Here is a 19,623-nt window from a genome sequence, read left to right as displayed (position 1 = left end):
TAAACAAAAAGCATAAAAAAAGCGTCGGTACTGACAGTACCGACGCTTTTAATCGAGCGAATTGATGGTTTCTATCGACCGATAGCACTGTTGCCAGCAAGCTTATTAAGCACATCGAAATTGATAATTGTGATGTATTTGCCTTTCACTTCAATTAACTCTGCTTTTTGAAAGCGGCCAAGTAACCGGCTAATGGTTTCAACCGTCAAGCCTAAATAATTACCGATATCACCACGAGTCATTGTTAATCTGAACTCCTTAGGTGAGAAGCCTCGACTGCCGAATCGTGTCGCTAAATTACTGATAAATGCAGCTAATCTTTCTTCTGCATTTTTCTTACTCAATAATAATATCATCTCTTGATCACTTTGGATCTCATTACTCATTAGGCGCATTATTTGCTGCCTAAGCTTAGGCATCGAACCACTTAGTTCATCGAGTGTTGAGAAAGGAATTTCACAAATCATTGAGGTTTCTAGTGCTTGAGCAAAACTTTGGTGCATCTGAGAATGAATACCATCAAACCCGATCACATCACCAGCTAAATGAAAGCCCGTGATCTGCTCATCGCCTTGCTCAGTAATGGTAAAGCTTTTAATCGTACCTGAGCGTATCGCAAATAGAGACTTAAGTGGGTCGCCAGACTTAAAAATCTGTTCGCCTTTTTGAATGGGCTTTTTTCTCTCAATAATGTCGTCAAGACGGTCGAGTTCAGTACTATTGAGTGTAAACGGAATACACAAGGTTCCCATGCTGCAATCATGACAATGAATGGCACATCCAGGAACGGCAGAACGACGACTTTTACTGGTGTCTGTCATAGTCTCTCTCAAATTTCTCAATTGCCTTATGTTAAACTAATTTAATATGCTGAGCTAGTTAAGCTGTGCAATTGCAATGTACAAAGTCTGTAAACCAAACAAGATTAATACTAACCCGCTGAGTAATCTAACAGCTTTTGTTTGAACCCACTGACTCAATAAATTTGCTGCAACGCCAGCACTTAATAGTGCAGGCAGAGTACCTAGTCCAAATGCCAGCATGATTAATCCGCCTTGCTGTGCCGAGTTAGCGGCTACCGCCCATGTAAGGGTGCTATACACCAAACCACAGGGAAGCCAGCCCCATAACATACCGCCAAGAAAAGCATTTTTCATGGTTTTAATGGGGACAACCTTATTGGCGAGAGGGGAGATAAATCGCCATATGAACTTCCCTAAACGTTCAATCTGCACCACACCTGACCATATCTGCGCGATATAAAGGCCTGTTACAATCATCATCAAACCAGCAAGTGTTCGTAATGCAAGCAAGTATGTATCCACATCAAATAACATACCTAATGCGCTAGCAGAGCCACCAACTAATGCACCAGCCAAACCATAACTGAGAATTCGACCAGCATTGTAGGTAAGCAAGAAAGTTAATTTAGTCGCCAGTTGGTTTTGACCGGGTTTAGCGGAGAGTTTTGATGAAAAAGCGCCTATCAATCCTCCGCACATGCCAATGCAATGACCAGCGCCCATTAAGCCAACCAGAAATGCGCCAGTGACACTGTAATCAATCAAGATGCTTTGACTTTGTGTCGGTGGATTGGCTTTGAGGCTTCGCTTTCGATTCATCTTCATCAAAGAGAATTGAGACACTTTGTCTATCTAGATCGTCAAATTGCTCTGATTTTACAGCCCAAAAGAAGATGCCAATGGCAATGATCACGAATAACATCGCGATGGGAATTAATACATAAATAATACTCATAAACGAACCTTTAGAAGTCGTAGACTGTTAGCGACAACAATGAGTGAACTGACCGACATTCCTAAGGCAGCAATGTAAGGTAATACATGGCCTGTAACCGCCAAGGGGATTATAAACAGGTTATATCCGAGCGCCCAATACAAATTTTGCTTAATTATTTTATCGGTTAATTTTGCGACATGTACCGCATCATTAAAGCGTGATAATTGATCCCCAAGCAGAATGAGATCGGCACTGTTTTTGGTTATAGCAGAACCGCTGCCCATTGCAACTGACAAGTTAGCTCCTGCAAGTACAGGCGCATCATTTATACCGTCACCAAACATCGCAATCGAATGCGTTGACTGTAATGATTGAACAAGGCTGAGCTTATCTTGCGGCTTGAGCCCTTTATGCACATTACTAATTGCCACTCTTCGTGCAATATCATCAACATGGGAGGAGCTATCACCACTGGCAATGCTGACCATGCAGCCATTGTCTTTGAGGAGCTTAATCGTTGCGACGGCATCTTCTCTAATGGCATCCACCAATGTGAATTTAGCCATAAGCTCCGTATCTTTAACTAAATAGACGGCTAAGGTCAGATCGTTCTCCATCCCAATAAATTCAGCACTACCGATCCGATATTGTACACCATTGATTGAACCGACTAATCCAGCTCCCACAACACTCTGTTGCTCACACACTTGAATGGCATGATTACGATAAGGCTCAAATGCTTTAGCAATAGGATGTAACGATGCACTCTCCAGCGCTGCGGCGAGTGATAAGACATCTTCCCTACAACTATCGTTATACAGCGCAATATCATCAATCGTTAGCGTGCCACAAGTCAGAGTGCCAGTTTTATCAAACACCACATGATCAATCTTAGTGAGTTTTTCAAACACACCTGGCTTACGAACAATAACCCCAATGCGAGTAAAAATGCCTGTTGCACACGTTACCGCTGTTGGCGTGGCTAACGCTAATGCACAAGGGCAGGTAGCCACTAACACCGCTAACGTGACCCAAAAAGCATCTTCAGGCCAATAGATGCGCCAAACAATGTAGGTCAGCAGGGCTATAATCAGGATAGTCCAAGTGAAATAGTTCGAGATGGTATCGACATAAAGCGCCACTTTCGGCTTGTTGTTTGATGCAGCTTCCTGCAAACGAATAATTTCGGCAACGAGTTGATCTTGGCCAATTGCCGACACCTCAATCTTAATAGGGTGGTCAACATTGATTGTCCCTGCGAACACCTCATGCGTAAGCAATTTCATTACAGGCATCTGCTCACCAGTCAGCATCGCTTCATTAATGCAGCTGTAGCCTTCTATGATCACCCCGTCAGCAGCAATCACTTCACCGGGTTTAACCAAGATGATGTCGCCGACCTTAAGCCCTTTTGCTGCGACCTCTTTATTACCTGTTGGCAGTACAAGCTGTGCAATAACCGGGATCAATTTATGCAAGTTACTGGAACTTACAGAGGCCTTTTGTCTGGCATTTTGCTCGAAATAGCGCCCAAGCAGAAGAAAGAAGGTAAACATACTAACGGATTCGAAATAGACTTCACCATTGCCATTGACTGTTGCAATACAACTGGCGACATAAGCGCCCAATATGGCGATAGAGACAGAGACATCCATGTTTAATCGCCCGCTGAACATGGAGCGAATCGCACTAAAATAGAATGGTTGTGCGGAATAGAACACAACTGGGGCGGCAAAAATCATGCTAACCCATCGAAAGTAATCACGGTATTCGACATCGAGATCGGAAAAGAAATCAGCATAAAGGGCAAGAGCGAACATCATCACCTGCATGGTCGCAAAACCTGCAAGGCCTAACCTGAGTAGGAATTTACGACTATTGTCTTTACTCTGTTTCTCTTGTTCATCGACTTGATAAGGTGCTGCTTGATAGCCAATTTGGCTTATCTGATTGAGAATGTCACTCAGCTTAATCTCACTTGTAACCCAACTGACTTGTGCACGTTCTGTCGTCGTATTTACCTGTATTGATGTGATCCCAGCGACATGTTTTAGTTTATGTTCAATCAGCCAAGCACAAGCGGCACAAGTGATCCCATCGATGGATAAAGACACTGATGCGATGTCACTTTTACTATAAACAAAGTCTTGTTGGATCTCTGGAAGGTCAAAAGCAGAAAATGAGTTTAACTCATCAGGCACGAGTGAAGTTTGTTTACTGCCATTTTCTGTGCGGAATTTATAATAGTTGCTTAATCCAGCATCGATAATTGCTTGAGAAACTGCTTGGCAGCCGAGGCAACACATCAATTCATCGCGACTATTGATACGTGTCGTAAATTGAGACCCAGTTGAAACGGGCTCGCCACAATGAAAACAATCACAATGCTTCATATTAGATCTAGATATACCTGTGTGCTTTAACGCTCGAATAGAGCGGGCAGGGCCCGCTCTAATGAAATAACTAGTTTAACCAATATTCAGTATCATCGGTTATCTGTAGACGTTTTTGAATACGCCAGCTGTTATCATAACCTTCGAGTCTGACTTCCCAAGCACCGGTGATCGGTTTCTCAAGTGAGATACGGTAAGCTTTATCACCGTCTGCTGTCACAACCTGCTTAAAATCTCTACTCTCTATTGTAGGGTGAAAAAACTCCACATTCAGAGCGGCTAAATACGCTTCTCCACCGTGTTGGATAATGGTTAATTCATTATCATCGACCTGAACCTCAAACTGCATACCAAGTTGCTTGGCATGTTTGATCTTCTTCAGGTCCATATTGATGCGCTTTCCATCTTTATAATAATCTTCAGAAACGAGCGCATCTTTGTTATCGATAGCAAGATAGAGTAGGTTAATACTCGCCACAACAGCACATAGAGGCAAGATAATTAAAAACCAAGGCCAGAACTGCTTATACCAGGCTTGCGGTTGTTTCATGTTGAATACCTATTGAAAAAATTGGAGTTATTTTACCGCTAAAGAAGTGATTTAGCATACTAAAAAAAAGGCCTCGATATGATCGAGGCCTTCTTATAACTTAGATGTAACTACTTGTTTGACAAACTATAAACATAAGCAGTGATTACGTGAACTTTCTCTTCACCTAATACATCTTTCCAAGCTGGCATGACACCACTACGACCATTCTTAATTGATTGCTCAATAGCGCCACGGCTACCACCATACAACCAAATATTGTTAGTCAGGTTAGGTGCACCCATAAACTTGTTACCGGTAGCATCCATACCATGACAAGCAAAACAGCCTTTCATGAATGAAGCCTGACCTTGAGCAGCAAGAGCTTCATCATGGTCTCGACCGGCAAGCTTAGTCACATACTCAGCTAAACCTTTAATCTCACTGTCTTCAATTGGCAAACCACCTTTTGGCGGCATCATGCCATGACGACCATTCATAAGAGTTGTTTTAATAGTGGCAAGTTCACCACCATATAACCAATCATTATCAGTGAGGTTAGGGAAGCCTTTACTACCACGGGCATCACTACCATGACATTGAGAACAGTTTTGTAAGAACAAACGACCGCCCACTTTTAAGGCATCTTCGTTCTTCACTAGCTCTTCAAGCGGTGTTTCAGCATAAGCCCTGAAGATCGGACCGAATTGTTCATCAGCACGTTTAACTTCTTGGTCATACTGAACCCAGCGGCCTTCTTTGTTAGCAAGCTCAATCGCCGCTTCAGAGTCAGCTTTAATGCCGTTTTCAGTACCAATACTCTGGTTAGAACTCGACCAGCCTAAAAGACCTTTGTAGTTACCTAAACCTGGGTAAAGTGCTAAATAAATCACACCGAAAACGATAGTGACGTAGAACATATAACTCCACCACTTAGGCAGTGGGTTATTCAGTTCTTCGATACCGTCAAAGCTATGACCCATCGATTCGCCTTCTTCAACACCAGTGGTGTTTTTAGTGACGAGTCTTAATAGAATGAAACATCCTACGATTACCACGAGTGTGAGTACAGTTATCCATATACTCCAAAAGTTAGTCATCAATGCCATTACTTATGTTCTCCTGAACCCTTGTTAAGTTCATCTTCTGAAAAAACAAGGTTAGCCGCTTCATCAAATTGATCTTTACGACGAGAGCTGTAAGCCCATGCAAATATACCGATGAAGGTAAACATCACGACAATAGTTATAATGCCTTGTATTGTTCCGTAATCCATATAATTGCCTCCTAATTATTTCAGTGCATGTCCTAGGGACTGCAGATAGGCGATAAGTGCTTGCATTTCAGTTTTACCTTCAACCGCTTTCTGTGCACCCGCAATTTCTTCATCGGTGTAAAGGTCTTGACCCTTATTTCCACCTTTATGAAGATTACGTAGGATTTCCATCTTCTGACCAGTTAACTTGCCGTCAAGCTTGTTCTCTGCCAACCAAGGGAAACCTGGCATATTCGATTGTGGAACCACTGCACGTGGATCTATCAAATGAACTTCATGCCATTTATCGCTATAACGACCGCCAACACGGGCTAAATCTGGACCAGTACGCTTGGAACCCCACTGGAAAGGGTGGTCCCAAACTGATTCACCGGCGACAGAATAGTGACCGTAACGTTCAGTCTCTGCACGTAAAGGACGGATCATCTGGCTGTGACAGTTATAACAACCTTCACGAACGTAAATGTCACGACCTTCAGTTTGAAGCGCTGTATAAGGAATCAACCCGTCAACAGGTTCAGTCGTATCTTTTTGAAAAAGCAGAGGAGTGATCTGTACCAAACCGCCAAAACTAATAGCAATAACGGTAAAGATCCCTAGAAGACCGATGTTTTTCTCGACTATCTCATGATTAAATTTCATCAAATCTACCCCTTATGCTTCTGCTAATGCAGGCAAAGACTCTTTCGGTGCCTTTACTGTCTTGAACACGTTATATGCCATAATTAGCATACCGGTTACGAAGAAACAGCCACCAAGGAATCGTACGAAGTAGAATGGGTATGAGGCTTCAATACTTTCAACGAAGCTGTATGTCAACGTTCCGTCAGAGTTAACTGCACGCCACATCAGACCTTGCATCACACCAGAAATCCACATAGATACGATATACAGAACGGTACCAATCGTTGCTAACCAGAAATGGACGTTAACGAGGTTAGTGCTGTACATACGACCGTGTCCATAAAGAACAGGAATCAAATGATATAGAGAACCGATAGAAACCATAGCAACCCAACCTAACGCACCAGAGTGAACGTGGCCAATAGTCCAGTCAGTATAGTGTGAAAGGGCGTTTACCGTCTTGATAGCCATCATTGGGCCTTCGAAGGTAGACATACCATAGAAAGACAATGAAACAACAAGGAAACGTAAAACAGGATCTGTTCTTAACTTATGCCAAGCACCTGATAGCGTCATAATACCGTTAATCATACCACCCCAAGAAGGAGCGAATAGGATTAGAGACATCACCATACCAAGTGACTGAGTCCAATCTGGCAGAGCTGTATAATGAAGGTGGTGAGGACCAGCCCAAATATACAAAGCAATCAATGCCCAGAAGTGAACAATAGAAAGACGATAGGAGTAAACTGGACGGCCAGCTTGCTTAGGAACAAAGTAGTACATCATGCCTAAGAAACCAGCGGTAAGCAGGAAGCCTACTGCGTTGTGTCCATACCACCACTGTACCATTGCATCGACTGCACCCGCATATAGAGAGTAAGACTTCCATAAGCTAACAGGAACAGCCATAGAATTAACTATGTGCAATACAGCGACTGTGATGATGAAGGCACCAAAAAACCAATTCGCTACATAAATATGGGATGTAGTTCGCTTAATAATAGTACCGAAGAATACTATTGCGTAACAAACCCAAACTAAGGTAATGGCGATATCAATTGGCCATTCTAATTCAGCATATTCTTTACCACTTGTAATACCAAGAGGCAGAGTAATAACGGCTGATAGAATGATGGCTTGCCAACCCCAGAAGGTAAATGCGGCCAATTTTGGCGCAAATAACTTGGTTTGACAGGTACGTTGAACGATATAGTAGGATGTTGCAAAAAGTGCTGAAGTACCAAACGCGAAAATCACGGCATTAGTATGCAGAGGTCTAAGACGACTGTATGTTAACCATGGAGTATCGAAGTTTAGTTGTGGCCAGATTAACTGAGCCGCGATCAATACACCAACTGACATACCAACAATTCCCCACAAAACGGTCGTGAGGGCAAACTGGCGAACAACGGTGTAATTGTAATCAGCGCCTTGAGGCTGGGAATGGTTCATTTTATTGCTTCCACTGCTTATTACTTATACTTGTGAGTAAACTCAAAACTTTACTCGTGAAAAAGACATAAATTTTATTCCCTACGAAATACATCGGGTCATGTCAATGTGTTGCCTTGCAATTTTGTTAAATTTGCAAGGTAAACTAATGATACTTGAGCTATGTCAAAAAAGATAGGAATTGCAGCCTTTCAAAAGTTGATCTAGATCAAACTACTCCTTAGAATGTAAACACTTCACTATCAAAGGTTATTATTTGTGCTACCTGTTAATGTAATGTCTCAATCACGGCTCTGCTTTCTACTGTTTATGCTTGTGTTTACGACTGCATGCACGCCAGAAAAATCAGCAAAAACAAGTCAAAAGATACAGGATGATACACTTTGCAGGTTTAACCAAGGGCCATGTATAAGAAATGTTACTGGGATTAACATTGAATTATTACTCACTCCTTTCGGCGCTCCAAGCGAAAAACCATTAACTGTAAGCCTTACCAGCTCTGAAAAAATAGAAGATCTAAAAGTACGCATTGAGGGCAGGGATATGTTTATGGGCGTTATCCCTGTTAATTTAAGTAAAGTAGGTGAAAACCTATATAACGGATCGCTTATATACGGTTCTTGTAGTACCGATTATATGGTGTGGCGTGCATTTGTTAGTTTCACGGTGAAAGGTGAACAAAAAGTTGCAATTTTTGATTTTTTAGCTGATGACGAACCTTAGAAAATAAAAAGAGTGAAGAGGTGAAATACGTAAGACTATGCTTGTATTTTACCTGTTCACTCCAATCCAAAATCTCGACATATTTAGTCGTGTAGTTGCTCTTTTAGTAAGTTAAAGACTTCAATATTCTCAATAAATAATTCCAGCAATACTGGATCAAAGTGCAGGCCAGACCCTTCTCTCATCACTTTCAACACTTCCTCAATTGGCCATGCAGGTTTATAACAGCGGGCATGAGAGAGCGCATCAAACACGTCGGCAATTGCAACAATCCTTGCGAACACATGAATATCTTCACCCTTTAAACCAGAAGGGTAACCAGAACCATCGTATTTCTCATGATGCTGCAGGGCAATAATACTCGCGGCTCTTAAAATTGGACGCTCAGATTTCGCCAATATTTGATGACCCACTTCAGGATGCTGTCGCATAATATTCCATTCTTCAGCATCTAATTTGCCCGGTTTCAACAAAATTGCATCCGGCGTGGCTATTTTGCCGATGTCATGCATAGGGGACGCATGCTTAATAAGCTCAGCTTCCTGTCTTTCGAGTCCTGCGATTAATGCTAATTGGTAGCAATAGGCAGACATACGTTTTACATGGTTAGCCGCTTCTTTCGAACGACTCTCAACTACATCGCCTAAACGCAGAATTAACTCAGACTGTGTGTCTTCTAACTCTTTATTGAGTAATAAGTTTTCAAAAGCGACACCGACATTAATGGCAAAAATATCAATTAACTTTTTGTCTAAATCATCAATACTGTTAATCCCATCCATGAACATAATGTTGATCCAACCACTCTTTGCAGGGAAGTAACCAACAAAACAATCTTTTTCATAAATGCAGGACTTATCTTTCAGAGCCTGTAGTATTTTCTGTTTTATATAATCAGGAACAACCTTTTCATGACTGCTCGAGTATTGCCCCGTTCCTGCCAGTATATGCAATTGATTTGAGTTGATCTGTTCACTCATCGCATCAATAGACTTACAAGATAGCAGGAGGGTTTCACTGTCAAAGTTAAGCAAAGTAGCCACTTGAGTTAGCAAGCCATCAGCAAAATTGTGGAGCGTTCGAAGTTCAAATAAACCAGAAGTGGCATTAACCACTCTTTCAAGACCTCTTCGGTGTCTTGTTTGCGCTTCTTTTGCCTCTTCAATCTGCATTATATCGCGGTAAGATCTAAGTGCTGAATAGACGCTAGTCACTAGCTTTCTTGAATCAAGCTCAGCCTTAGCCTTGTAATCGTTAATGTCATAATTAACGATCACATCTTCTTCAGGTGCTTGACCTGGTTGACCCGTTCGTAGAATAAGGCGTATCGCCTTGTTCATATTATCTTCACGGATCCACCTTACAAGCTCTAGGCCTGCATGGTCACTCTCCATAACGACATCAACAAACGCCATCGCAATGTTTTGCTCTTTAAGCAGGATCTGTTTTGCTTCTTCGCCACTATAAGCGTTGATAAACTCTAAGGAGCGGTTATCAAGTTTAAATCTAGACAGTGCGAGTTTAGTGACAGTATGAACGTCTGGTTCATCGTCGACGATAAGGATCTTCCATGCAGGCCCTGAATTGGCCTCTGGCGCCTTTTTTTTCCCTGAAAAAAGTGGGCTCTTCTTTGCTATATCGATCAGCATTAGACAACCTCAACAGTGTTATAAAGTTTTATCCCAGTGCATTGAGTGTAGAACAATGTAAAGGGGGTGGAAAATAGTCGTACAAAAAATCATCTTACAGTTACAGTATTTCACTACGATTAGTTGATAACGATTCTCATTTGCGTGTAGTATTAAGTTAACGATACTTTTCAAGGTCAAATCATGCGAGATTCCCAAGTTAATCTTTCAATTTCAGCAGATAAGCTAGCCAAATTAATTCAATCAGGTGAACTGTGTGCTGCTGATTTTCGCTGTCTGGATCAGGATTCTAAACATACCGTATGGCAGCTATGTTTATTGTGTTGTAGCCAGCGGGTTGGGTGCGTAAAGTCATGTTCTCAAACCTGCCCACAATCCGTTAATTTTTTTACTAAACCAGACTCAACTACAAGTATCGAACAAGTTGACGAAATAACAAGTTCTGGTAACAAAATCACTAACATAATTTAATTAGCCAGTGTTCTAGCACCGAGTGGACGGGGAATTTCATCGGTTTAATTTAAATGGGTTAAAAACCATGACATAAATCAGTTAACACTGTTAAGATCAATGCCTTAACCGAACTTATTTAATAAAGAACACATCACTTTGTGCTTCTAGCCTTGATATCGAGCGTTTATGCAAATGCCTCCCGTTTTACCTCTATTTGAATCTGCCTTGCACATTCAAGAGGGGAACAGCTTTATTAATCAGTATATTACCCAAATCAGCATCAACGAAGTGACCGACGCCGGAATGCTATATGAACATGCAACCGAACTTCTCTATGAACAAAAAAATAATGAAAATAGCTATAAGGCATACCGAAGTGAACTAACCACTTTCTTCCATTGGTGTTTCGATATCGTGAAGCTTTCGCCTGCAGTGTTAACCAGACGCGAAGTGTCACGGTATTTAGATTACTGCCAAAATCCGCCAGTTTACTTAATTGGCTACTTTAACGTGGCACAATTTAAGCTCGATAAACCCACGGGAATAAGGGTCCCTAATCACGCTTGGCGACCGTTTGTTGGCAAAAAAGTACTGGGCAAAGAGCAGGTATACTCACTAAGTGAAAATGCACTAAAGACGAAGGTTGCCATTCTTTCCTCTTTTTACAGCTATTTGATGAGCGAAGACTACTGTGAACGCAATCCTGCTCAAGCCTGGATGAATCACAGCCGATTTTCCTCCAAGAAGAAATACCAGATTAAAGCTGAGGAGGGCAGTATGCTCTCATTTAGCGAACTGCAATGGTCATACGTTATCTCCACAGTAGAGAATCTCGCCAAAGAGGAGCCAGAGCTTCATCAACGTAGTTTGTTTCTCATAAAGCTAGTCTACTTCTGTTACCTAAGAATATCGGAAGTCAGTGCAAGAGCAGGTTACACCCCCGTGATGGAGCAATTTAGGCAAAACAGTCAAACCGGGATCTGGAGTTTTTATATTCCTCAAAGCAAAGGGGGCAAGCGTCGCTCTGTTGCTATATCCAAGAGTCTTTTGGAAGGTTTAGTTGAGTATCGTCGCTTCCTAAAATTGGCAGACTATCCGGTAGCAGGGGAGAATCATCCCTTGTTTATTCGTCATAGAGCAGCAGGAAGAGGCAGGGAGGTTGGCAATATCAATGCGAACTTAGGCATACGTCAAATCAGAGAAGAAGTTGATAAGATCATCGAAAAAGCAGCTAACTGTATCGAAAATGATGGTTTAATCGAAGATGCGCATCAAATGCGTAAGCTCACAGCACACAATATTAGGCACACAGGCATCACCCACGATATCAATATTAATGGTCGGCCACTATCACACGTACAAGCAGATGCGGGTCATGAAAGTATCGATACCACGTCACAATACCTACATACTTCACAAATTGAGCGACATCACAGCGCCCAGAACAAACCATTAGATCACTTGCAAGGTATCGAATAAAAATAGTGTTTAAGCGATTCATTTAACACACCATTTAAATCATCTACCTTAATGCCGATAAGTATCATTATCGGCAATTGGGGTAAGATTTTATCGCTCTCTTTTTTATTCCTTTATGTAGCGTTAAACTGGTTCAAAATCGTTTTTAGGCATTGTTTTTAAGAGAATGTTTTGAATATGATAGCCATAAATCTTATACATCAGTCAGTGGCTTATACACTTTTTTGCTCGTTATTAAGTGGGCTTTTAATTAGTTTTAGTACTTTGTAAGCCTATTATGCATGGTCACTTGAAGACTTACTTGCCTATAAACTTTGACTGTATCGCCATTTACATGATGTAGGAGCAAACATTTAGGGTAAACCTAGACATTGTAAATGCTTAAACAGCGCCAACCATTGATGGGACGAAATACATTCAAGCAGTAAATCCACCAATGTATTGACTAAAAGTGTTTATCAGTAGCAATGGTTTCCAGGCGTAAACTGACTGACCATAACCAGCTAGCGTTTAAAGAGAAAACCTAGACACTTCAATAATCCACTTTAATTCAATGCGTTGCTACGTGCATGCTTTGAAACTTCTAGGAGTACTGGCTCTCAGATTTCACGTAGCACACGATAATAATCAAAGATTACTGAGTTGATTAGTAGCAATTAGAGCGTATAGCTCAATGTTTACTTTAAACGTCGCAAGCCAGTTTCACTTAAGGCTAACCTAAAGTCGTTTAACTAAGGTTTGCCAAAAACAATCTGCTTTTATTGGCATTGCCTGGCTGTCATTTTCTAGAAGAACTTTCATTGTAATGAATAAAGATAAAGAGACGCAGTTATCTGTTTGTGTAGTAAGTGACATACGAACTCAAGCAGTAAGTTTGATTATAGTGCTTTGAATATGAGTACTTATATGAGTGCCTAATATAAGTAACTATATAAGAACCTAAGTGATAGCTTTGAAATCAATCAATTGAGATAGGTAACACATCATACTCTCGCCATATATAGAAATACACATAAGTGCGCACAATGTATATTATGTTAAATAGTGTTTGTATGAGTAAGTCAATCAACATTGAAGCTTCTGTGTTGTCCTCTGTCTTCAGTTTAACTTTAACTTTAATCGAATCATAGTTTGTTATAGCTGTTGCCATAGTCGTTGTCATACTAGTGAGCGTCTCCACATAAACTAAATCTGTTTCCTATACTGGTGCGTATATGAGCCGTATTTGGTTACATCTCAAAACACTTCGATTCTAACTTGAAATTTATTACGAGAAGTTAAGGCTGCACCTCTCACTATCGGCTTGAATGAAGTGAAATAGCCTTAACAGACCGATCTGCGTGCTCTTTCTGATCCGAGTTTATCTTGCACCTGGTAACTAGCAAGTTAGTGAATCAGATTATTAATGCACTCTAGCTGTAAGCTCTACTTAGTTAGAGAGTGTAATTTACTTAGAGACACAGCTAGAGAAAGTAACAAGCCCCCTTCTCTTATCGCTCAGCATTAACGCTCCCTAATTAACCAGATTTCCTTCGATGGTTGAATTCGTTCATCATAGCCTCCAATAGACAGTACTTCTCCAGATGGAAGTAGAGATGTAGATTTGAACATCAGTGACTTAGGTAACTCATTGCCAGAATATAAGAAATGTCACTCAGTTTAATCCGAGTATTATTTTTCCCATTGCTAACACTGAGGTATTGAGACGGAATCTTGAGCTTTTCTAACTGAGACTTTTTACTCTTAGCCTCTAAATAATTGAGTAAAAATAGATACACACCATAAACCAATACTACCTTAACTAGGTCGTTAGATAATGTAAAAGTCAGTACTTTAACAAAGCCATAGCTTTGCTCACGAAAAATAGTAGATAGGCACCATATGGTTAGCGGTACTAAGAGTAAAGTTGAAACACAGATTTAATGAGTAAAAGGATAGGTGGAAAGAAGCCTAAGAGCTTATTTCCAGGGGATGGCTTGAAAATAAGCGTTAGTTTATTCATCACCACCCTATGCCTCCTGAGACTGCAAGTTTACAGCGCGTTATTGCAGCGGATAGGAAGGTTTATCTTTGCCTTCACAGATCCAGTTGATCCATAACTTGCTGTCACTGCCTTCGAGCAGGGTCACAAAGTTGCGGTTGCGGATGTATTTGTTTGAGCCATGTGGTTTTATCATGTTCGATGTGACCAAGCGCGTTTCATCTAGGTATTCCAGATTATCGTTTGTGACCGCTAATATCCCAAGCCATTGCATGTAAGTGGGTGCTGGGTGAACGATGCCTGATGAAATCACTTGATGAATGCTGCTTCTGGTGTCGCCTCGTTCATCGATGATAATGCCTAAACCACCTAGGTGTACGTCTCCGGATAACATGACCGTTTTCCCTTGGCGAGTATTTACATTATCCAATAAACGCATAATGAGTTTTAAGCGCTCACCTTCATGCTCTTTGGCTCTCCAATGATCTTTAAGATCATCAGTCAATTCCTCTTCCCACGGCGTGGCATCAAGCGCACTTTCAGCGAAAGAAAAATCTCGGTAGACAACAGGCACTGCACTGAGTACCAGTAAATCGCCATCAAGACAGTTTGATTCTAAAGTCGAGATAACATCACTCCAATGAGAAGAGCTCATGACTTCATTGATTGAACGCTCCGAGCGGTTATCCAGTGCCAGAATATTGAAATGCCGAAACTTAACATGACTACTGAAATGCGTGGGTTCATCTTGTTGACACAGTAGCGTTTGATTCGAGTGTCCTCTTATTTGCAGCAATGAGAAAAACTTTTTAGCACTTTCAAAAATGGTGTTGTACACAGGACAAGTTTGTATTTGTGATGGGAAACTGCCCCACCCATCTATGATGTCATGATCATCCCACATCATTAGAGATGGTACAGAAGCAAGCATTTGTGCCATTGCAGGCTTATTCCACCGGTCGATATAGAGGTCGTTGTAGAATCGACTGATCTGATCTTGCATTCTTTTGCTGGGAACATATTTAACTTTTTGTTTGCGACCTCCATCATTCCAGGCCTTTAATGTTGGCACCGTCGTCCAGATAGAATCGGCATAGACTTGATCTCCGCCCATTAGCAATAATGAGAAAGGCTCATCCTCATGCTGTGCGGCCATCTCTTCCCATAAGTGATAAGGATTATCGGTCGAGGTCATTAATTTATAGTCTGAAAAGCCGTTACAGGAGGCATACGCCAGTTTAGGCTGCTCATCTTTCGCGGGCACGTAGAAGCGCCACTGACAGGCATTTCTTGCATCATTGACTGGCATATCAGAAGAATGAATGGAGTAAGTGATATGTTGTGCGGTATCTGGCGATAGTGTCAATTCAGCTCGCCACACAATCCCAGATTCAATCTCACCAATATTGATCGCATCGACTGAGGTATTTAAGTAGTTAACCTTCGGGTTAATGATTGATTTGTTAGCAACAAATAACACTGTGTAGAGGCTGTCTGACTCAAGCCCTAATATAGGGCCTAAAATGAGTTTAAGGGCCATAATAAAAATCCTTTTATTTGGTGTATTTTAATCCGTATTGAATATCTGCATTGAGTAATAACTTACTCTGAGCCTCATCATTTATCAATTACCATTATTGATTGATCATTCGCTTAGCCGTGGATTTTCTGAGTGCTGTAAAGTGAAGTGTTAACCGCTGTGCGGTCTATAAAATAGTGGGACACATTGAAGCGTCTTAAGCAGATACTAACTGACAATTTCCGCTGATCTGAACATATTCAGCCTGATACACACTCGTTAGCGTTCCGTGTGAGGATGAACATTGGTGCCACTCTTGTGTATCGACCCCATACAAATCATAGATTAACGGTGTCAGGTATTGATGAATTGACCCAGTAACATAATCTTCATCGCGACCATGCCAAGGCACAAAATACCTGAGCATGCCTGTATTCGTTTTCTTATCCCAATGGAATGCACAAAAACCGTGAATCCCCAGCTCAGAGAGTCGGTTCATGTTCATCATACTGTTGAGCCACTGAGTGTCCTCAAGCTTATTGGAAGAGGTTAATTCGAGTAGATAGATCCCAGACATTTTGTCGACAAACATTCGCTCGTCATCAAGAAAGTAGATCTCCACAGGATGAATATTCGGGAGTGTTAGACAGAGTTTATTTTGCTCAGATGTGGCAACTAGAGTGTGATAATCACTGTTGATCTCGACTTGAAAGCCCTGTTTATCCTTTAACATCATCCAAGCTAATGCATAAGCGCCGCTGCCACAAAGCTGAATTTCTCCAGCTTTGTTACGCCATTTTACCCAAGCGCGATTAGATGCGTTCAAGTAGACAAATGCATGATCAAAATCATCCACAACTCTATTGCGCTCAGCGGCAGTGAGCGCAGCAGCCTTAGAGTTATACAGGTGGATAATTTGCAAACTGCCGGGCTGTATTTCGGTACAGAAGGTTCGAATCGATACAGTATTATCGGCATCAAACATAGAGGCTTAGATGTCTTCCACTTGATTTAAGTAATCGCCATAACCTTGAGCAGTCATCTCATCTCGGTGAACAAATCGCAGAGATGCCGAGTTGATGCAGTAGCGTAAGCCACCTCGATCTGCAGGTCCATCAGGAAATACGTGGCCTAAATGGCTGTCACCATGTTTAGAGCGCACTTCTGTACGTGTCATGCTATGAGTATTATCGCGCACCTCATTAACGTGTTTATCTTCTATTGGTTTGGTGAAGCTTGGCCAACCACAACCAGATTCATACTTATCTGATGAGGCAAATAGCGGCTCACCTGATACCAGATCCACATATATACCGGGCTCTTTGTTGCCAAGTAACTCCCCTGTCCCTGGTCGCTCTGTGCCATTTTGCTGTGTTACCCGAAACTGCTCATCACTTAAGGCTGCAATGGCTTCGGCTGATTTGGTATAACTTTTCATAACTATCCTATGTAAATTCAATCTTGTTTTGTACGATGTTGATTGTGGCCTTGCCCTGAATAGCTGCTATTTCTCTACTTTCCACAGTGAATCGATAAAATATTCTTTAGGATCAGTAAAGTGCTCAACAACATCGAATCCATTTTTCTGACAAATGAAATCGATATCACTTTTCAAAAACTTAAACGAATACTCCAGATGAATAGGCTCAAAAGCTTCAAAGCGAAAAGACCGCTTTAAAGCCGAAATGTATACATCCTGACTCTCACTTGCTAGAACATAGCTTTCCATCGCGCCCAAAATCGGACTGTACACACCAAAGTGCTGGAACTTATTGATATTGAAATTACCGCCCAACTCGGTGTTTATGCGTGTGAGCAGATTAAGGTTAAAGTCTCGAGTATGATCGCTTGAGTCATTATATGCCGCGGTAAGTACACCAACATCTTTTTTCAAGTCAAAGCCTAAGAGCGCGTAATCATCTGCATTTAAGCTCATCCATAAACGGCGCAAAAAACCTTGATTTTGCACACGATCAAAGTTGCCAATATTAGACCCAAGAAAAAGCACCAGTTGCTTGTTGGTGGATTTTTTTCTCACTAGGCGCAAACCATCAAAATACTCTGCCACGACCCCGTGTACCTTTAAGTTCGGGTGAGAAGCGATATTGTCCTGCAGTAAGATCATGGCTTGCTCTGAAATATCGATGGGATAGAAATTGACTTTGCAGCCGGCATCTAAAAAACCATCGATAATTAACTTACTTTTATGGCAATCTCCCGCACCTAACTCAATGATATCAATTTCTTCCTCGCCAATCACTTTGGGAATATCATTTTTTATCGCGTCGAGGATTTGAAACTCTGTACGTGTTGGGTAGTAATCGGGATGTTGGGTAATTTTTTGGAAAATATCACTCCCAATATCATCATAGAAATACTTGGCTGCTAGGTTTTTTGGGGTAGCGCATAATCCTGTTAACACATCGATGGCAAATTGCTCTTTTAGCGCATCTTCGTCAAACAAACCTTGGTTAATTAATTTAGTTATCTCCACTAGATATCCTTACTTAATCGGATGCCAGAAAACATCCACCTTTGATGAGGTTGATAAAAATTTCGGTAAGAGTGACGGTAGTGCCCTACTGGTGTCGCAATACAGCCGCCTTTTAGGACAAATTGATTGCACATAAACTTGCCATTATACTCTTCGAGCATCCCTTTATAAGGCTTAAAGCCCGGATAGGCAGTGTATTGACTACGAGTCCAGCACCACACCTGCCCTACATCTTCACTGGTGTTATTTGGATGATGAAGTTCTGTTACAAGACCTTGCTCTGATGGGTTTTGTTGCAGGTAGACTTCAAACTCTTGCTCTGTTGGCAACCGGCAACCTTTCCAGCTCGCAAAGGCATCAGCTTCAAAATAGCTGATGTGTGTGACAGGGGCGTTAAGATCTAAAACGTGTCGACCGTGAAGCGTAAACTCATACCATTGCCCATCTTCTTGTTGCCAATACAATGGATGCTTAATATGGCTTTCAACCAACCAATCCCAGCCCATGCTTAGCCAATAACGTGCTGTGTTGTAGCCTTCGTCATTAATGAACGCTAAATATTCGCCATTACTGACGGTATGTTTTGCTATCGAAAAGGGGTAGAGATAGGTGTTGTGCCGTGGAGACTCATTATCATAAGCAAAATGTTCACCGCCATAACCCAGTTGATATATTCCCTCTTCAAACGTTTCCCAATTTGCTTCATTGAGTGCTGTTTTAGGCAACTCGCTCATTACGCCCTTAACAAACAGGCCTTTAGCTTCTGGTAAGAATGAATCATCATAGGTGACTTGCATTGGATTAACACCGAGAATGAACTTAATGTCCATGTACAAGAGCTCTTGATGTTGCTGCTCATGATGCATGCCAATCTCAAGCACCTCCTCCATTTCCGGTTCATCAATATCACTCTGTAACAGCAATGTCATGTGATGATCCACATAAGCTCTGTAGGCCAATACCTCATCAACTCTGGGTCGAGATAGATTCCCTCGCTCACTTTGGATCCAATGTTGACCCGCCGATTTATAGTAGGAGTTGAACAGTAACCGATATTGTTCATTCCAGCGTTGATAGTCAGGCATGAAACGAACCAAAATCAGCTCTTCAAAAAACCAAGTCGTGTGTCCCAGATGCCATTTGGGCGGGCTAACTTCAGCATTAGGTTGTACAGCGTGATCTTCAATTGCCAAGGGACGGCATATATCGTCAGTATCGTTGCGCACAGACAGGTAACAATCAAGCAATTCAGCTCTTGCAGACAACATCTTTGAATCTGACGAAAGCATAATATCCCTCTATTTCAAC

17 protein-coding genes are annotated in these 19,623 nt (G+C 41.6%); 2 read left to right on the top strand and 15 right to left on the bottom strand.

Annotated features, from left to right (window positions below):
- Positions 1-71: 71 nt before the first annotated feature.
- The 9 genes from etrA to ccoN form a co-directional block, all read right to left on the bottom strand.
- The gene (gene etrA, locus FN961_RS06875) at positions 72-821 is read right to left on the bottom strand and encodes an electron transport transcriptional regulator EtrA (protein WP_143563816.1); all 750 of its coding nucleotides are present in this window, start codon (positions 819-821) and stop codon (positions 72-74) included.
- Positions 822-875: 54 nt separating this feature from the next.
- Positions 876-1,568: a sulfite exporter TauE/SafE family protein gene (locus FN961_RS06870; protein ID WP_143563924.1), complete on the bottom strand. Its 693-nt coding sequence runs from the start codon at positions 1,566-1,568 to the stop codon at positions 876-878.
- The gene (gene ccoS / locus FN961_RS06865) at positions 1,561-1,758 is read right to left on the bottom strand and encodes a cbb3-type cytochrome oxidase assembly protein CcoS (RefSeq protein WP_143563815.1); all 198 of its coding nucleotides are present in this window, start codon (positions 1,756-1,758) and stop codon (positions 1,561-1,563) included. The genes FN961_RS06870 and ccoS overlap by 8 nt, the downstream gene beginning before the upstream one ends.
- On the bottom strand, positions 1,755-4,133 hold the full coding sequence (locus FN961_RS06860) for a heavy metal translocating P-type ATPase (RefSeq protein WP_143563814.1): 2,379 nt from the start codon (positions 4,131-4,133) through the stop codon (positions 1,755-1,757). The genes ccoS and FN961_RS06860 overlap by 4 nt, the downstream gene beginning before the upstream one ends.
- 70 nt (positions 4,134-4,203) lie before the next feature.
- On the bottom strand, positions 4,204-4,683 hold the full coding sequence (locus FN961_RS06855; RefSeq protein ID WP_143563813.1) for a FixH family protein: 480 nt from the start codon (positions 4,681-4,683) through the stop codon (positions 4,204-4,206).
- A 110-nt stretch (positions 4,684-4,793) separates the two neighbouring features.
- Positions 4,794-5,762: a cytochrome-c oxidase, cbb3-type subunit III gene (gene ccoP / locus FN961_RS06850; protein ID WP_143563923.1), complete on the bottom strand. Its 969-nt coding sequence runs from the start codon at positions 5,760-5,762 to the stop codon at positions 4,794-4,796.
- A gap of 8 nt (positions 5,763-5,770) precedes the next feature.
- Positions 5,771-5,938: a CcoQ/FixQ family Cbb3-type cytochrome c oxidase assembly chaperone gene (locus tag FN961_RS06845; RefSeq protein ID WP_064791312.1), complete on the bottom strand. Its 168-nt coding sequence runs from the start codon at positions 5,936-5,938 to the stop codon at positions 5,771-5,773.
- Between the two features lie 15 nt (positions 5,939-5,953).
- Complete coding sequence (ccoO, locus tag FN961_RS06840; RefSeq protein WP_143563812.1) at positions 5,954-6,580, bottom strand: cytochrome-c oxidase, cbb3-type subunit II; 627 nt, start codon at positions 6,578-6,580, stop codon at positions 5,954-5,956.
- A gap of 12 nt (positions 6,581-6,592) precedes the next feature.
- A complete protein-coding gene (gene ccoN / locus FN961_RS06835) occupies positions 6,593-8,017 on the bottom strand; it encodes a cytochrome-c oxidase, cbb3-type subunit I (protein ID WP_143563811.1) in 1,425 nt (474 codons plus the stop codon).
- Positions 8,018-8,275: 258 nt separating this feature from the next.
- On the opposite strand from ccoN, the gene FN961_RS06830 reads away from it, so the two are divergent.
- Entirely contained in the window at positions 8,276-8,740 is a 465-nt protein-coding gene (locus tag FN961_RS06830; protein WP_143563810.1) for a hypothetical protein, read from the top strand.
- Between the two features lie 83 nt (positions 8,741-8,823).
- On the opposite strand, the gene FN961_RS06825 is transcribed toward FN961_RS06830, so the two are convergent.
- Positions 8,824-10,389, bottom strand: a complete 1,566-nt coding sequence (locus FN961_RS06825) for a response regulator (protein ID WP_143563809.1) — start codon at positions 10,387-10,389, stop codon at positions 8,824-8,826.
- 639 nt (positions 10,390-11,028) lie between these two features.
- On the opposite strand from FN961_RS06825, the gene FN961_RS06815 reads away from it, so the two are divergent.
- Complete coding sequence (locus tag FN961_RS06815; RefSeq protein WP_143563807.1) at positions 11,029-12,321, top strand: tyrosine-type recombinase/integrase; 1,293 nt, start codon at positions 11,029-11,031, stop codon at positions 12,319-12,321.
- 2,042 nt (positions 12,322-14,363) lie between these two features.
- Here the strand turns inward: FN961_RS06815 and FN961_RS06810 are convergent.
- The 5 genes from FN961_RS06810 to egtB all read right to left on the bottom strand — a co-directional run bounded on the left by FN961_RS06810 (position 14,364) and on the right by egtB (position 19,604).
- Positions 14,364-15,842 carry an alkaline phosphatase D family protein gene (locus FN961_RS06810; RefSeq protein ID WP_143563806.1) on the bottom strand — a complete coding sequence of 493 codons (1,479 nt, stop codon included), beginning with the start codon at positions 15,840-15,842 and terminating at the stop codon, positions 14,364-14,366.
- A gap of 196 nt (positions 15,843-16,038) precedes the next feature.
- Positions 16,039-16,806, bottom strand: coding sequence for a hypothetical protein (locus FN961_RS06805; RefSeq protein WP_143563805.1), 768 nt, complete (start codon positions 16,804-16,806; stop codon positions 16,039-16,041).
- Between the two features lie 6 nt (positions 16,807-16,812).
- Complete coding sequence (gene msrB / locus FN961_RS06800) at positions 16,813-17,259, bottom strand: peptide-methionine (R)-S-oxide reductase MsrB (protein ID WP_143563804.1); 447 nt, start codon at positions 17,257-17,259, stop codon at positions 16,813-16,815.
- Positions 17,260-17,325: 66 nt separating this feature from the next.
- Positions 17,326-18,315 (bottom strand): L-histidine N(alpha)-methyltransferase, encoded by a 990-nt coding sequence (locus tag FN961_RS06795; RefSeq protein ID WP_143563803.1) that lies wholly within the window; start codon positions 18,313-18,315, stop codon positions 17,326-17,328.
- The gene (gene egtB / locus FN961_RS06790) at positions 18,315-19,604 is read right to left on the bottom strand and encodes an ergothioneine biosynthesis protein EgtB (protein ID WP_143563802.1); all 1,290 of its coding nucleotides are present in this window, start codon (positions 19,602-19,604) and stop codon (positions 18,315-18,317) included. The genes FN961_RS06795 and egtB overlap by 1 nt, the downstream gene beginning before the upstream one ends.
- Between the last annotated feature and the right edge of the window lie 19 nt (positions 19,605-19,623).

Source organism: Shewanella hanedai (assembly GCF_007197645.1).
Taxonomy (GTDB): domain Bacteria; phylum Pseudomonadota; class Gammaproteobacteria; order Enterobacterales; family Shewanellaceae; genus Shewanella; species Shewanella hanedai.
Note: the sequence above shows the minus strand (reverse complement) of the source record. Positions and strands in the feature narration are given on the sequence as shown.

Coding starts and splice junctions, on each gene's coding strand:
- etrA (WP_143563816.1), bottom strand. CDS start 821: ATGACAGACACCAGTAAAAGTCGTCGTTCTGCCGTTCCTGGATGTGCC.
- ccoS (WP_143563815.1), bottom strand. CDS start 1,758: ATGAGTATTATTTATGTATTAATTCCCATCGCGATGTTATTCGTGATC.
- FN961_RS06860 (WP_143563814.1), bottom strand. CDS start 4,133: ATGAAGCATTGTGATTGTTTTCATTGTGGCGAGCCCGTTTCAACTGGG.
- FN961_RS06855 (WP_143563813.1), bottom strand. CDS start 4,683: ATGAAACAACCGCAAGCCTGGTATAAGCAGTTCTGGCCTTGGTTTTTA.
- ccoP (WP_143563923.1), bottom strand. CDS start 5,762: ATGACTAACTTTTGGAGTATATGGATAACTGTACTCACACTCGTGGTA.
- FN961_RS06845 (WP_064791312.1), bottom strand. CDS start 5,938: ATGGATTACGGAACAATACAAGGCATTATAACTATTGTCGTGATGTTT.
- ccoO (WP_143563812.1), bottom strand. CDS start 6,580: ATGAAATTTAATCATGAGATAGTCGAGAAAAACATCGGTCTTCTAGGG.
- ccoN (WP_143563811.1), bottom strand. CDS start 8,017: ATGAACCATTCCCAGCCTCAAGGCGCTGATTACAATTACACCGTTGTT.
- FN961_RS06825 (WP_143563809.1), bottom strand. CDS start 10,389: ATGCTGATCGATATAGCAAAGAAGAGCCCACTTTTTTCAGGGAAAAAA.
- FN961_RS06815 (WP_143563807.1), top strand. CDS start 11,029: ATGCAAATGCCTCCCGTTTTACCTCTATTTGAATCTGCCTTGCACATT.
- FN961_RS06810 (WP_143563806.1), bottom strand. CDS start 15,842: ATGGCCCTTAAACTCATTTTAGGCCCTATATTAGGGCTTGAGTCAGAC.
- FN961_RS06805 (WP_143563805.1), bottom strand. CDS start 16,806: ATGTTTGATGCCGATAATACTGTATCGATTCGAACCTTCTGTACCGAA.
- msrB (WP_143563804.1), bottom strand. CDS start 17,259: ATGAAAAGTTATACCAAATCAGCCGAAGCCATTGCAGCCTTAAGTGAT.
- egtB (WP_143563802.1), bottom strand. CDS start 19,604: ATGCTTTCGTCAGATTCAAAGATGTTGTCTGCAAGAGCTGAATTGCTT.